This window comes from Amycolatopsis mongoliensis (genome assembly GCF_030285665.1).
Taxonomy (GTDB): Bacteria; Actinomycetota; Actinomycetes; order Mycobacteriales; family Pseudonocardiaceae; genus Amycolatopsis; species Amycolatopsis mongoliensis.
In genome coordinates this window covers 7270626-7284487 of the sequence record NZ_CP127295.1, presented here as the reverse complement: position 1 = coordinate 7284487, position 13862 = coordinate 7270626, and the positions used below count along the sequence as shown (strand labels likewise).

At 73.5% G+C, this 13862-nt stretch carries 14 protein-coding genes; 4 read left to right on the top strand and 10 right to left on the bottom strand.

From position 1 onward, the window contains the following. Positions 1 to 184 precede the first annotated feature (184 nt). A complete protein-coding gene (locus tag QRX60_RS34975) occupies positions 185 to 847 on the top strand; it encodes a TetR/AcrR family transcriptional regulator (RefSeq protein WP_408630156.1) in 663 nt (220 codons plus the stop codon). Positions 848 to 855: 8 nt separating this feature from the next. Here the strand turns inward: QRX60_RS34975 and QRX60_RS34970 are convergent, their stop codons facing one another. The 4 genes from QRX60_RS34970 to QRX60_RS34955 all read right to left on the bottom strand — a co-directional run bounded on the left by QRX60_RS34970 (position 856) and on the right by QRX60_RS34955 (position 6371). Next, positions 856 to 1704, bottom strand: coding sequence for an SCO6745 family protein (locus QRX60_RS34970; protein WP_285995710.1), 849 nt, complete (start codon positions 1702 to 1704; stop codon positions 856 to 858). 93 nt (positions 1705 to 1797) lie between these two features. Further along, positions 1798 to 2529 (bottom strand): SWIM zinc finger family protein, encoded by a 732-nt coding sequence (locus tag QRX60_RS34965; protein WP_285995709.1) that lies wholly within the window; start codon positions 2527 to 2529, stop codon positions 1798 to 1800. Further along, the gene (locus QRX60_RS34960; protein WP_285995708.1) at positions 2522 to 5545 is read right to left on the bottom strand and encodes a DEAD/DEAH box helicase; all 3024 of its coding nucleotides are present in this window, start codon (positions 5543 to 5545) and stop codon (positions 2522 to 2524) included. Before QRX60_RS34960 ends, QRX60_RS34965 begins: the two co-directional genes overlap by 8 nt. Positions 5546 to 5630: 85 nt before the next feature. Continuing rightward, positions 5631 to 6371, bottom strand: coding sequence for a GAF and ANTAR domain-containing protein (locus QRX60_RS34955; protein ID WP_285995707.1), 741 nt, complete (start codon positions 6369 to 6371; stop codon positions 5631 to 5633). Positions 6372 to 6481: 110 nt separating this feature from the next. On the opposite strand from QRX60_RS34955, the gene QRX60_RS34950 reads away from it, so the two are divergent. Both QRX60_RS34950 and QRX60_RS34945 read left to right on the top strand, forming a co-directional pair. After that, positions 6482 to 7213, top strand: coding sequence for a GAF and ANTAR domain-containing protein (locus QRX60_RS34950; protein WP_285995706.1), 732 nt, complete (start codon positions 6482 to 6484; stop codon positions 7211 to 7213). 7 nt (positions 7214 to 7220) lie between these two features. Continuing rightward, the gene (locus tag QRX60_RS34945) at positions 7221 to 8630 is read left to right on the top strand and encodes a PP2C family protein-serine/threonine phosphatase (RefSeq protein WP_285995705.1); all 1410 of its coding nucleotides are present in this window, start codon (positions 7221 to 7223) and stop codon (positions 8628 to 8630) included. A 42-nt stretch (positions 8631 to 8672) separates the two neighbouring features. Here the strand turns inward: QRX60_RS34945 and QRX60_RS34940 are convergent, their stop codons facing one another. Both QRX60_RS34940 and QRX60_RS34935 read right to left on the bottom strand, forming a co-directional pair. Further along, positions 8673 to 9068 carry an STAS domain-containing protein gene (locus QRX60_RS34940; protein ID WP_285995704.1) on the bottom strand — a complete coding sequence of 132 codons (396 nt, stop codon included), beginning with the start codon at positions 9066 to 9068 and terminating at the stop codon, positions 8673 to 8675. 97 nt (positions 9069 to 9165) lie between these two features. Next, positions 9166 to 9942, bottom strand: coding sequence for an ANTAR domain-containing protein (locus tag QRX60_RS34935; protein WP_285995703.1), 777 nt, complete (start codon positions 9940 to 9942; stop codon positions 9166 to 9168). Between the two features lie 215 nt (positions 9943 to 10157). Here QRX60_RS34935 and QRX60_RS34930 point away from each other — a divergent pair, with 215 nt between their 5' ends. Continuing rightward, the gene (locus QRX60_RS34930; protein WP_285995702.1) at positions 10158 to 11096 is read left to right on the top strand and encodes a PfkB family carbohydrate kinase; all 939 of its coding nucleotides are present in this window, start codon (positions 10158 to 10160) and stop codon (positions 11094 to 11096) included. 115 nt (positions 11097 to 11211) lie between these two features. On the opposite strand, the gene ligD is transcribed toward QRX60_RS34930, so the two are convergent. The 4 genes from ligD to QRX60_RS34910 are packed head-to-tail and all read right to left on the bottom strand — an operon-like array spanning position 11212 to position 13794. Continuing rightward, entirely contained in the window at positions 11212 to 12789 is a 1578-nt protein-coding gene (gene ligD, locus QRX60_RS34925) for a non-homologous end-joining DNA ligase (RefSeq protein WP_285995701.1), read from the bottom strand. Between the two features lie 31 nt (positions 12790 to 12820). Beyond that, positions 12821 to 13375, bottom strand: a complete 555-nt coding sequence (locus QRX60_RS34920; protein WP_285995700.1) for a hemerythrin domain-containing protein — start codon at positions 13373 to 13375, stop codon at positions 12821 to 12823. 54 nt (positions 13376 to 13429) lie between these two features. Further along, a complete protein-coding gene (locus QRX60_RS34915) occupies positions 13430 to 13606 on the bottom strand; it encodes a hypothetical protein (protein WP_285995699.1) in 177 nt (58 codons plus the stop codon). Then, positions 13606 to 13794 carry a hypothetical protein gene (locus QRX60_RS34910; RefSeq protein WP_285995698.1) on the bottom strand — a complete coding sequence of 63 codons (189 nt, stop codon included), beginning with the start codon at positions 13792 to 13794 and terminating at the stop codon, positions 13606 to 13608. The genes QRX60_RS34915 and QRX60_RS34910 overlap by 1 nt, the downstream gene beginning before the upstream one ends. Positions 13795 to 13862 lie beyond the last annotated feature (68 nt).

Genomic DNA, 13862 nt, shown 5'->3' with positions numbered 1-13862 from the left:
GCGGGCTGCCTTTCCCGGGGAGGCGTTCCGGTGAGCACGGGATCGCGTCGACCGCTGAAGACGACGACACGGGTACCCTTCTAATGTACGAACCAGTACGTTATTTGTACCTGATGACATCGCCGCCGTGAAGAGCTCCGACGTCCTAGAGTGGGCACACCAGCCGGAGCGAGGAAGGAAGTCCGTGGCAGCACCAACGTCGGACGAGATGGCGAAAGGCGGACCCGAACGCATCCGCGACGCCGACCGGACCCGCGCCGACATCCTCGACATGGCCGCCCGCGAATTCGCCGAAAAAGGCTTCGACGGCGCCCGGGTGGACGAGATCGCCGCGAAGACCCGCACCACCAAGCGGATGATCTACTACTACTTCACCAACAAGGACCAGCTGTTCGTCGAAGTGCTCGAACGCGCCTACACCGTCATCCGCTCCCTCGAGCAGAACCTCGACGTCGACCACCTCGACCCCGCCGAAGCGATCCGCCGGCTCGCCGGGCTCACCTTCGACCACCACGAATCCCACCCCGACTTCGTGCGGCTGGTCAGCATCGAGAACATCCACCGCGCCGAGCACATCGCCCGCTCGAACGCCCTGTCCAACCTGGCCAACCCGGCACTCGACGTGCTCACCCGCATCCTCGCCCGCGGCCGCGAAACCGGGCAGTTCCGCGACGACGTCGACGCCCTCGACGTGCACATGGCCATCAGCGCGTTCTGCGTGTTCCGCACCGCCAACCGCTACACGTTCAACGCCATCTTCGACCGCGACATGCTCGACCCCGCCCACCGCGACCACCACCGGCGCATGGTCGCCGACATGCTCGTCAGCTACCTGACGTCACGCTGACAGCGCAGCTAGTACCTCGCGAGCGCCCAGGGCATGAGTTCCTCGGCGAGCGCCCGGCTGAACGGACGCACGAGTGCCTGCAGTTCGGCGCAGGCGGACTCGCCGATGTGAGCGTAGGGAGTCACGCTGTTCTCGTCGGTCGCCCGCTCGATTTCCGCTCGGCGGGCCGCTCCCGTGGGCGTGAACGACAGGTCGGCGTCGTCGGTGAGCCAGTCCCGCTCGCGGAGGCCGGCGATGGCCGCGGTCCACTCGGCCTCGGACCACGCCCGGGAAGTGCGCAGGGTCTCGGCGGGCACGGCACCGGAGGCGGCGTGGGAGACGAGAGCTTCGATGCCGCTCAGGCCGGCCGTCAGCAGGGCGGCCACGTGCGCGTCGCCGCGGTACTCCCGGAGCAGGGTCTGCGCGTGCCACAGGACCAGATGGGGTTCATCGGGCCACGGCAGGGCCGCGTGGGCAGCGAACAGGGGGCGGCCGACGACATCCTCGGCGACCGTCTCGGCGGCCGCGCGGAGGAGAGTGGCGGCCCGGCGCATCTCGGGTGAGGCGATCGCCTCGCCCAGGATGCCGCGCAAAGCCTCGTCAGCCGCTGCGTAGCGGGCGGCGAGGACGGCGGCCGGGTCGGTGGCGGACCAGGCGGTGGCGATCGACGTCCGCACGAGGCCCGGGTTGAAGTTGTAGAAGGTGGCGACCACGACCGGGGCAGGGACTGCGCCGAGCGCCGCCGACCTCGACGCGAAGTACCCGGCGCGGCCGGTGAGACCGAGTGCCTCGTACGCGGCAGCCGCTTCCGGGGCGAAGTAGATCATTCCGTGGTAGGGCTCGAGGAACCGCCAGGTCTGGCGCGCCGCTTCGATCACGCGGGCAACATACCATCCGGTCGGTACGGACGGGATCTTCGTGACGCAGGGCAACATCCGGCCAGCCCACCACCCGATGTCGTGCGCGGCCGGCTAAGCGCCGTGCTCTCCGGCGAGTGCCCGGTACACCGGCCGGAGCAGCTCGGCGACGTCTTCGCCGCCCGCCGTGATCGCGAACGGCGGAACCTGGTCCATGAGCGCGTCGTCCGACGTTCGAGGCCCGTGCAACGGCGCCGCGCCGGCCAGGCCCGGGGCCTGACCGGCCTCGAAGAAGGTGTCCATGACTTCGGTCAGGGCCGGGGACCGGTCGTCGGGATCGAGCGGCTCGGCGGAGATGAGCCGGTTCTTCAGCTCCTCGAGCAGCGTTTCGCGGTTCCGGCCGCGCAGGGCGAGGATGGTGAACGGATCGTCGCCGACCCGCGCCACGAGCGCGGAGAACACGGCGTTCAGGTGCCCGCACGGCACCTCGACGGCCGGGCAGGTGCAGTCCAAGGACACCTCCCGCGCCGACGACGGGAACAGAGGCAGCCGGACCGCCTTGAAGATCTGCTCGACGTCACGGGGCAGCTCGCCGCGGAGCAGCAGGACCGTGGCCGACGCCTTCGCGGCGAGGGCGTGGGTGATCGCCGCCCAGTCCGCTTTCCCGAACGCCGTCAGCCCGATTCGCGCCTGGTACGAGCGCTCGTCCTGCACTTCGGCGTCGACGCGCCCGGCGCCGACCGCCAAGGACACGACGCGCCCCTGGCCCTTCGCGGGCAGGGAGACGCCGATCGCCGTCAACGCCCGGACGAACCGGGTCGGCCACCACGGGAGTGGATCAGTCATCGATCGCGTCCTCCCCCAGGGTGAGCGTCTCGCGCAGCGCGTCGGTGGACAGCTCGGTGAGCCAGCTTTCGCCCTCGCCGACGACCATGCCCGCGAGCGCGCGTTTCCGGGTGATCAGGGTGTCGATGCGGTCCTCGATGGTGCCCGGGCAGACGAACTTCCGGACCTGGACGGTGCGTCCCTGCCCGATCCGGAACGCCCGGTCGGTGGCCTGGTTCTCCACGGCCGGGTTCCACCAGCGGTCCAGGTGCAGGACCTGGCTGGCGGCGGTCAGCGTGAGCCCGGAACCGCCTGCTTTGAGCGAGAGCAGCAGGATCCGCGGCCCGTCGCCGGCCTGGAAGCGTTCCACGATCGCGTCTCGCGCCCCTTTGGCCAGGCTGCCGTGCAAAAACGCGACTTCGGCGCCGAGGTGTGCCGAAAGATGGGGCACGAGCAGATGGCCGAATTCGGTGTACTGCGTGAAGCACAGCACCCGATCGCCCGACGCCAGGATTTCCGCCAGGATCTCTTCGAGGCGGACGACCTTGCCGGAGCGGCGCCCGATCGGGGAACCGTCGTGCAGCAGGTGCGCGGGGTGGTTGCAGACCTGCTTGAGTTTGGTGATCGCGGCGAGGATGTTGCCCCGGCGCTTGATGCCCTGGCTGTTCTCGATCTTCTTCATCATCTCGTCGACGATCGCGCGGTACAGCGTGCCCTGTTCGCGGGTGAGCCGGTATTCCTGCCGGATTTCGAGCTTTTCCGGGAGTTCCGGGACGATCGCGGGGTCCGTCTTCACCCGGCGCAGCAGGTACGGCTGCGTGAGCCGGCGCAGAGCGGCGGCCGTGGCGGTGTCGCCCCGGCGCTCGATCGGGACCGCGAACCGCTGCCGGAACTCGAACCTGCTGCCGAGCAGCCCGGGGTTGAGCAGGTCCAGCACCGACCACAGGTCCGCCAGCCGGTTTTCCACCGGGGTGCCGGTCAGCGCGAGCCGGTGCCCGGCCGGGAACCGCCGCACCGCCTTGGCCGTCGCGGTGTCGGCGTTCTTGATGGCGTGCGCTTCGTCGAGCACCAGGCGTCGCCAGGCGAACGCCTCGAGTTCGCCGGCGTCACGGGCGGCGGTGGCGTAGGTCGTGACGACGAGGTCGGCCGCGGCGACCTGCTCGGCGAGCTCGTCCCCGTGCGCGCGGGCGCTGCCGTGGTGGGCGAGGACTCGCAGGCCCGGGGCGAAGTTCGCCGCCTCCCGCTGCCACATGCCGACCAGCGACATCGGGCACAGCACCAACGTCGGCCGGCGATCCTGGTCCGCCCGTTCGAACGCCTCGAGCGCCAGCGTCTGGACGGTCTTGCCGAGGCCCATGTCGTCGGCCAGGCACGCACCGAGCCCCAGCGCCGACATGAAAGCCAGCCAGGCGACACCCCGCTGCTGGTAGGGGCGCAGGGTGGCGCGGAACGAGGCCGGCAGCTCGACCGGCTGCAGCGTCCGGTGGACCCGCCCGGCCAGGACGTCCCCGACCCAGCCGTCGGCGCTGACGTCGGTGACCGGGAGCGGCGCCTCCTGCCCGAGGTGCACGAGCTCCAGCAGCTCGCCCGCAGTGGGGCCCTGGGTGTGCCGGCGCGGGTCGCGGCGCAGGAACTCGAGACCGGCGCGGAGGCGGTCGGCGTCGACGCTGATCCACCGGCCCCGCAGCCGCACCAGCGGAGTCTTCGCCGCGACCAGCTTCGCCAGCTCGTCCTCGCCGATTTCGGCGTCGCCCACCGCGATCGACCAGCGGAACCCGGCCAGCTCGTCACGGCCCACCCGGCTGCGGGTGACGACCTGCTCCGACGGCGTGCTGCGGACCGACAGCCGGAGCCCGAGCCGGCGCCGGCCGTCCCAGGTGGCCGGAAGCTGCACTTCGAACCCGGCCTCGATCAGCCGGGTCGCGCCCGAGGTCAAGAACTGTTCGGCTTCCTCGACGGTCAGGTCGTACTCGGACGGCCGGGTCCTGCGCAACGCCGGCGCCAGCATCGGTTCCACCAGCGCGGCCCGGCCCAGTTCGGCGACGAACAGCCCCTTCGGATCCCTGACCAGCCCGTTCGCCTCGCCCGACCAGATCTGTCCCGCCGACAGCAGCAAGCTCGGATCGGCCGTCGCCCGCAGGAGGAACTGCAGCTGCCACTTGGTGCCGTCGCCGGTCTGGTCGTCGGGATCGTCCGCGTCCGGCTGACGCAGGGTGCCGACCTCGGCCAGCCGGAAACACGCGCGGCCGTCGACGACGTCGGTATCGGCGACCTCGTCCCACTTCTCGACGGCGTCGGCCACGACGCCGAGCTCGTCCAGCGGCAGCTCGACGCGGGGGTCGCCGCCCTGCAGAGCGGCCAGCCACACCCCGGCCGCGCCCCCGGCCCCGCGCAGGTCCACCGGCGGATCCGCCCGCGCCAGCCGGTCCCGGACCGCCGTGTCGACCAGGGTGTGGAGGGCATCGCTGACGAGCGCGCGCGGCGAGGCCCCGGTGAGCGGCGCGACCTGCTCGGCCCGCCCGACCGGCGGCATGGCCGCGACCAGGGCGTCGACCGCGACGAAGTCCACGCCTTGGAGCACCGGGCGCCACCGGGCCTCCGCCGCGTCGCCCTGGCGGACCAGCGTCGGCAGCACCCGTCCGCGCCGCACCAGGTCCGCGGCCAGGCGGGCCACCGCCCGCAGGTAGGTCACCGAAGCGCCGTACGAGGCCGAGTCGTCGAGGTCGTCCAGCTCGGTGGCGTCCACGATCAACGCCGGCACCGACCACGGCCGCAACGACGGCGCCGGGCCACGCCGCTTGCCGCCCGCCGCCGGCTCGGACGAGGCGAGCGGCCGGTTCGCCCGCGACGGCAGCAGCAAGGTCGCCGACGTGGGCTTGCCGGGATGCAGAGCGGTCAGCTGCGCGCTGGAGACCGCGAACGGGTGCGGAAGCGCGATCTGCGCCGAACGACTCGACGTCCCGGCCGGGCCCCGGTCGTGCTCCGCCCAGAGAAGCAGACCCCGGCCCGGAGACCACAGGGCGTGCACCAAGGGCAAGGTCTGGGGCTCCTTCGTCCGGTCCGGGTTCCCCGCAGATCGTCGCACGGCACACGCCGAGGCCGACGCCCGAGACCGGGCGAATTCACACCGCGCCGCTGGAAATCACCCGCGCGACGAATCGCTCGGCGACGTCGTGCAGCTTCACGTTCTCCCGCTGCGACTGCTCGACGAGGAGCGCGAACGCGTCGTCGGCGTCGACCTGGCGGATCGCCATCAGCATGCCCTTGGCCTGGTCGATGACCGCGCGCGACGTCAGTGCCGTCCGCAGGTGCTCGGCCGTCTCGCGGGCCCGCAGATAGCGGTGGTACATGCGGAACACCGCCTCCACCGCGGCCGTGTAGAGCTCGAGCAGCTGCGCGTCGATCTCCGCGAAGCCGTCGTCCTGGTGGCCGTAGCAGTTCACCGCGCCGGAGTACTCGTCGTCGGCCACCAGCGGCGCGGCCAGGAAGCTCCCGAACCCCGCCTCCCGGGCCCCGCTCGCGAACGACGGCCAGCGCTCGATCGCGTCGGTCACCGACGTGCGGACGATCTTGCCGCTGCGGACCGACTCCAGGCACGGGCCGTCGCCGAGCCGGTACTGATCGCCGTCCAGCTCGCCCACGACGGCGGCGGTCGCGGACGCCGTGTGCGGCTTGTCGCCGTGCACCAGCGTGATCGACGCTTCGTCCACGCCGGGGACGGCTTGGCGCACCTGCAGGCACACGTGCCGCAGCAGGATCCGGAAGTCGTCCTCCTGCCGCAGGACGGCGGTCAGGGCTTCGAGAGCTCCCGTCACGTCGTCGAGCAACGGCGAAACCGTCGCCGGGGACTCCGGCAGTTCCATGTCCGCTCCTCCCGATGGGACGCCGAGTGGCTGGGGTACCCACTTCGCGCCGGCCCATGTCCCGGGTCAGGGCAGGTTTGACGGCGGCCCCCGCTTGGTAACCAGCGCCCATGGCGACGGAGAAGGCGGTCGAGCTGCCGCTGGACGGCGAGCTGGCGGGGGTCGCGGCGCGGATGTCAGGACTGCTTCTCTCGCGGGAGACCGTCGACTCGGTGCTCGAGCTGATCGTCTCGCTCGCGGGGGCGACGATCACCACCGCGGCGGGCGCCGGGGTGACGCTCGTCGACGACGAGGGCCGCCCCGCCACCACGAGCGCGTCCGGCCCGCTGGTGCGCGACGCCGACGCCCTGCAGTACCGGCTCGGCGAAGGCCCCTGCATGACCGCGCTCGCGGAGTGCGCGCCGGTGCGGATCGACGACGTCGCCACCGAGCGGCGCTGGCCGCGGTGGTGCGCGGCCGCCGGCGACGCGGGACTGCGGTCGGTGCTGACCACGCCGCTCGCCACCGAAGACGGCTGCCTGGGTGCCATCAAGATCTACGCGACGGTGCCCGGCGCGTTCGGCCGCTCCGACGAGGAGACGCTCGCGACGTTCGCCGGCCGCGCCGCGGTCCTCGTCGCCAACGCCCGGGCGTACGAGCGGGCGAGCCGCTTCAGCGAGCGGTTCAAGGACACCCTCCGCGACCGAGACGCGGTCACCATGGCGAAGGGGTTCCTGATGGGCCGCGACGGCGTCGACGAGGACACCGCCTTCGACCGCCTGCTGGCACTGGCCCGCGCCGGCGCCCGCAGCCCGGCCGAGGCCGCCGCGGACCTGCTCGCGCCCGCACGCCGGGGAGAGTGAGCCGCCGATGCGCTTCCTGCCCGAGGAGGAGCAGCAGCGGCAGCTCGCCGTCTGCTTCGCGCGGAGCCGGCTGACGCCGGAACAGCTGTGGATGCGCTACTTCGCGCTGGGCGGCAGCCAGAGCCTGCTGGAGCTGGACGCCTACCTCAACGGGCTGACCACGCTGCCCCGGGTCGACCGCGACATGATGGCCCACGCCGTCAACGAACGCCTCGACGAGCTGGCCGGCCCGCCCCGCGCTCCCTACAGCCAGCCGGCGCGCGACGGCAAGCCGTTGCACGGCCCGCTGAGGGCCCTCGTCGACCTGCTCGAGGGCGCCCACCGCGCGCCGCCCGAGCGGCTGCCCGCGGTCGTCGCCGAAGCCGGCCGCGCGCTCGACCTGCGGATCGGCATCTACCTCGCCGACTACGACCAGCGGACACTCGTGCCGCTGCGCGCCGAGCCCGCCGCGGAGCTGGACATCGAGACGACCGTCGCCGGGGACGTCTTCCGCCGCGCGGGGACCGCCGTGACGCGGGACGGGCCCGACCCCACCCTGTGGACGGTGCTGCTCGACGGCGTCGAGCGGCTCGGTGTGCTGGAGATCGTGCCCACCGACGGCGCCGACCCGGACGACCCGGTGCTGCGGGAGCAGTGCCACTGGCTGGCGACCCTGCTCGGCCACCTGGTGACGGTCACGACCCAGTACGGCGACGGGCTCGACGTGCGACGCCGGCGGCACCACCGCGCGTCCCCCGCCGAGCTGCTGTGGCAGAGCCTGCCGCCGCTGACCGGCGCGACCGACAGCGTGGTCGTCGGCGCGAGCGTCCAGCCGGCGTACGACCTGTGCGGGGTGGTGTTCGACTACGCGCTCTCGGAACGACGGGCGCGGCTGGCGATGTTCGACGCGGGTCCGCGCACGGCCGGGGCGAGCTACGCGGTGGTCAACGCCCTCGCGGCCTACCGCGCCGCCCGGCGCGACGGGGCTTCGCTCGGCGAGCAGTACGCCGCCGTCGGCCGCGAGCCGGCGGGCTCGGCGACGGTCGTCACCGGCGTGCTCGCGGAGCTGGACCTGCGGACCGGCGTGCTGCGCTGGCTGGACGCCGGGCACCCGGCACCCCTGATCGTCCGCGACGGCCGGGCCCTGCCGGACACCGGTGCCGGCGCGGCCCGGTTCTTCGCGGACGAGCGAGTGCCGCAGGTCACGGAGGTGCTGCTGCGGCCCGGCGACGTCCTCGCGCTGTACTCGCACGGGCTGGCCGAGGCGACCGGCCCGGCCGGGACGCCGTTCGGGCGCGAGCGCGTGGCCGGATACCTCGCGGACGCGACGCTGCCGCCGGAGACCGCGCGGCTGCTGACCCGTGCCGTCGTCGAGCACAGCGCGGGCGATCTGCGGTCGGACGCCGGAGTGCTGGTCGCCCGGTGGGCGCCGCGCTGAGCTGGGCGCCGCGTCCGAGGAGGTCGCTCGCCGGAACCGCGCTCAGCAGGCGGCGTTCTGCACCTCCGCCGCCAACAGCTCCCGCAGCGCGTCCGAGAGCGAAGCGAACATCGGGACCACCGCGGCCAGCCCGGTGATCCGGAACAGCCGGGCCAGGGTCCGGCTGTTCGCCACCACCCCGAACCGCCCGCCCTCCCGTCCCGCGAGCTCCGCGGCCGCCGCCAGGGCGCGGGCGCCGGCCAGCCCGAGGAACGCCACCTGGGACAGGTCCACCACGGTCGTTCCCGGTGGGGACGCCGCCAGCTCGCGCTCCAGGATCGGCAGGGTCAGGGCGTCGATCTCGCCGGCGAAGGTCAGCACCAGCAGACCGGGGCGGTACTCCGTCCGGCGCGCCGTGAGCGGCGCGGACCGGGTGGGAACCGGGAGGGTGGGGGACACGGGTTCGGCAGGCCTTCCGCGCCGGCGCGGGGCCGGCGTCGCAGCGGGGTGATCAAGGTCGGGGTCTTGATACCCAAACCGCCGGAACGGAAACGCCCTATTCCGCGGTGAACGCCGACCAGAGCCGCTCGGCCGCGTGCCGGGCCGGGGCGCCGGGCCGGATCTCCGGCACCCCGCCGGACGGGGGCGTGCCGGAGATCCGGCCCCCGAGGTGCTCGACCAGGGCGACGGCCAGCTCGCGGACCTTCACGTTGAACTCCTGGCTGGTGCGGCGCAGCGTCTGCCAGGCCTCGTCCGGGGCACACCGCCGGACGGCCATGACGGCGCCTTTCGCCTGCTCGATGGCCGCGCGGGAAGCCAGCAGGTCCAGCGTCTGGTCCGGGTCGCCCGTGGTGGCGGTCTCCGCGACGACCAGGGTCATCTCGGTGAGTTTTTCGTAGCGTCGCAGGACCGCCAGGATCTCGGCGCCGGGCGGCCGGTCGAACGTCGCGGACAGCACGAACGCGCTGCTGTCGTCCCAGATGCCGGGCAGGGCGGCCGCGCCGCGGACCTCGGCGAGCTCCGGGCGGCCCGCGAGCACGGCGTCGCGGGTGAGCCCGGGCCAGCGTTCGTCGGCGAAGAGGTCGTCGGTCGTCACCGGCTCGCCGGTCACGACCGCGACGGCGACCGGGCCGCCGTGCGCCAGCTGGGCGGGCACCAGTTCACCGGCGACGCCCGCGGCGGCCAGCATTCGCGGCGGCCGGCCGGCGTGGCCGACGGTGAGGCCCGCGCCGAGGCACCCCGGCAGCTCGCCGGTGATCCGCTCGAGCAGCGCCTGCAGCAACTCGGTCAGCGGTCTCCACCGGTCCGCCGCGTTCATCAGTGTCTCGGTCACCCGAACCTCGCTTCCACCGGGTCTCGTCCTACTGATTTACCCGATCCCGCGGTGATCCACATCCGGGCTCCGGCCGAACCGGTACCGCCGTCCGGCGCAACGGTGGTTCACCCGGTTACGGCCGGACGACCCGAACGAGCGGTTTGTCCCCCGCCCGCGCCGGGGTAGCCGATCTTCGCCAACCGAGGAGGCGCCATGGACCGGCGGTACCGGTGATGTTCAGCGAAGTCGTGGTGGTCGGGCAGATCGCCCGCGACCTGGTGGTCGAGGTCCCGGACGCCCCGCCGGCGGACGCGTCGGGGCCGGTGAAGCAGCGGCAGGTGCTGCTCGGCGGGAAGGGCGCCAACCAGGCCGTGGCGCTGAGCCAGCTCGGGGTGACGGTGTCGCTGGTCGGCGTCGTCGGGCAGGACGCCGTCGGCGACGCACTGCTCGCCCGCGCGCGGGCCGACCGGATCGGCACCACGCACGTGGTCCGCCGGCCGGACACCGAGACGGCGCTGGTCGTCGACGTGGTCGACGACCAGGGGCGCCGCCGCTACCTCGAGCACGTCCCGGACGCGACGCTGGTGACCGAGACCGACGTGGCCGCCGCGGCCGGCCCGATCTCGGCCGCCGGGTCCCTCATCGTCCAGCTGCAGCAGCCCGCCCGGGCGGCGTTGCCGGCGGCCCGGCTCGCGCACACCGCGGGCACCCGGGTCGTCCTGGACGGCGCACCCGAGGACGGCGCTTTCGCGAGCGACCTGCTCGCCCTCGCCGACGTCGTCCGCGCCGACGGCCGCGAAGCCGAGCTGCTCACCGGGCAGCCGGTGGCCGACGTCGCCGGCGCGGCCCGCGCCGCGGCGGAGCTCCGGCGGCGCGGGCCGTCGCTGGTGGTCCTCGAGGTGGCGGGGCAGGGAAACCTGTTCGCCGGGCCGGGCGAGGCGTGGTTCGTGCCGCACGTCGAGACCGAGGTGGTCGACCCGACCGGGGCCGGGGACGCGCTGGTCGCGGCCCTGACGGCGGGGCTGACCCGCCGCCGTCCGCTGGAGACGGCGGCGTGCCTGGCGGTCGCGGCGGCCGCGGCCACGACCGAGCACGCGGGCGGACGGCCGCGCCTGTCCCGCCCCGACCTCGACCGGCTGCGGCCCCGGCGGCTCGAAACCGTCCACGCCTGACGGCCGCCAGGTCGTGAGTGAGAAACGGTGTTCCAACCCTGTTTCTCACTCACGACGAGCCGCGGCAGACCCGCGAGAACCACCCCGAGCGTCAAACGGCTAGCCACGCGCGACGCTAGAGGCCCGGGAGCTTCTGCTCGATCCCGAGCAGCTTCGCGAACGGGTCACCGCGCTCGGCCAGCCGGGCCGGGACGTCCCGGATCGTCCACCGGTCCGGCGCGAGCTCGTCGTCGTCGAGCTCGTCCCACTCCAGTGGCACCGACGCCGGCGCCCCGGGCCGCGGCCGCACGCTGTACGGCGCGACCAGCGTCTTGTTGAGCACGTTCTGCGTGTAGTCGAGCCGGGCCCGGCCCCGGCGCTTGTCTTTCGCCCAAGCCCAGCTGACCAGGTCCGGCAGGACCCGCCCGATCGTCTTCGACACCGTCTCCGCCCACGCCCGGGTCTGCTCGAAGGTGCAGTGCGGCGCGATCGGCACCCACACCTGGATCCCGCGCTGCCCGGTCACCTTCGGCCGCCCGGTCAGGCCGAGGTGCTCGAGCGCCGTGCGGTGCAGCCGCGCCAGCTCCAGGACCTCCGCGAACGACGTCTCCGGGCCCGGGTCGATGTCGAACAGCACCCACGTCGGATGGTCGACGTCGGCGGCACGCGAGGTCCAGGCGTGCAGTTCGAGCGCGCCGTAGTTCGCCAGCCACGCCAGTGTCGCGACGCTGTCCGCCACGACGTACCGCTGGCTCTCCCCCGCCTCGGCGCGCTCGTTGCGCCACGTCGTCAGCCAGCCGGGTGCGTGCTTCGGGACTTCCTTCTGCCAGAACCCCGGTTCGGTGACGCCCTGCGGGAAGCGGTTCGTGTTGAGGGGCCGGCCCGCCAGGTACGGCAGCATGACCGGCCCGACGGTGACGTAGTACCGGATCAGGTCGCGCTTGGTCACCGGCTCGCCGGTGCCGGCCGCCGGGAAGAGGACCTTGTCGAGGTTGGTCAGGGACAGCTCCCGCCCCGCGACCGACCACTTGCCCCGGCCGCCGAGGGCGTCCAGGGCCGCCAGCTCGTCGCCGGTCGCGGCGGCGAGCCCCACGGCCTCCTCGGCCTGCGCGGCCGGCCGGTCACCGTGCCACAGCGCGTCGGGCGCGGCGGCCACCTCGTCGTTCGTGCGGCCGCTCTTCACCGAGCGCGGGTGGTCCTCGGCGTCCCAGCCGGCCTCGGCGTGGTCGTCCTCCTTGTGCAGGAGGAACCACTGGTCCTTCTCCCCGCGGTCGGTGCGGACGAGGACGAACCGGCCGGCCAGCTTCTCGCCGTCGAGGTCGAAGTGCAGCGTGCCGTCCTCGAGCGCGCGGGCCGGGTCGGCGTCGACCGGCCGCCACACCCCGCGGTCCCAGACGATGACGTCCCCGCCGCCGTACTCGCCGCGCGGGATCACGCCTTCGAAGCCGGCGTACTCGATCGGGTGGTCTTCGACGTGCACGGCCAGGCGGCGGGCCTTCGGGTCGAGCGTCGGCCCCTTCGGCACCGCCCAGCTGACCAGGACGCCGTCGAGCTCCAGCCGGAAGTCGTAGTGCAGCCGCCGGGCGCGGTGCCGCTGCACCACGAACCGGTGCCCGGCCGGCCCGCCCGGGTCCCCGCCGGCCGGCTCGACGGTCCGGCCGAAGTCGCGCATCTCCTGGTAACGGCGCAGTTTGCGGGCCGGGACGTCTGCCATGCCGACGGGGTACCCACTCAGCCGGGCTCGCTCAACCCCCGAGCGCGGCGCGGATGAGGTCGCGCGCCCGGTCCATGATCGCCGCCGGCGGCCCCAGCACCAGGTTCGCCTTCGCGCTCTCGACGCCGGGGTGCGGCCGGGTCGGCCCCACCGCTTCGGCCACCTTGACCGTCGCCGCCATCGCCCGCAGGCGCTCCGGCGGCCGGTGGGCGCGCAGCAGGGGGAACTCCTCCCGCTCTTCGTGCTCGGCGTGCGCGAGGACGTCGTCGCGCAGCTGGAGGAGCAGAGTGTCGAACCCTTCGGCCCCGGGACCCATCTTCTGCAGGGTCGTCAGGAGCTCCTTGGCCCGGTGCTCCTCGCCCAGCCGCGCGTCGACGACGGCCCCGGCCGCGGGCTCGAGGTGCCGGATCTCCGGGTGCACGACCAGCTCCTCCGCCGTCTCGTGCACCGCCAGCAGCCGCACGAGGTCGTGGAACAGCTCCGGCCGCCGGTCGCCCTTCGCGGTCTCCAGCTCGGCGAACATCGCGCGGATCTCCCGGTGCTGCCGCCGGAGCAGGTCGATGACGTCTTCTTCTTTGTCAGGCACGGAAAGCCTCTCCTCGTCGGGTGGTCGGAGGGAGGCTTTCCCGTCCCGGACCGGTTACTCCTGCCGGTTCGCCATCGTGAGCCACAGCACGCCGGCCGCGGTCAGCGCGATCCCCGCGACGGTCCACCACGACCACCACGTGAAGAAGGCGACGACCAGCCCGACGGCGAGCAGCACGCCCCCGCCGGTGTCGGCGTTCCCGGACCGCGAAAACCCGCCGGCCACGGCCATCAGCCCATCCTCCCGTCGACGGTGGCCACGACCAGCGCGGCGCAGTTGCGCACCGCCAGGCCCCGCTCCTGCGCCATCGAGATCAGGGCCGCCTGCGCGGCCGCGCCCGACATGCCTTGGGCCACCAGGACTTTCAACGCCATGGCCACGACATCGGTGGCGGGCGGACGCGGCGTGCGGACGGGCATCGGACGACCTCCGGCTCGGGCAGAGCGGCAACCAACGCGACCGGGTACCCCGCCGCTCCCGGTTTCAC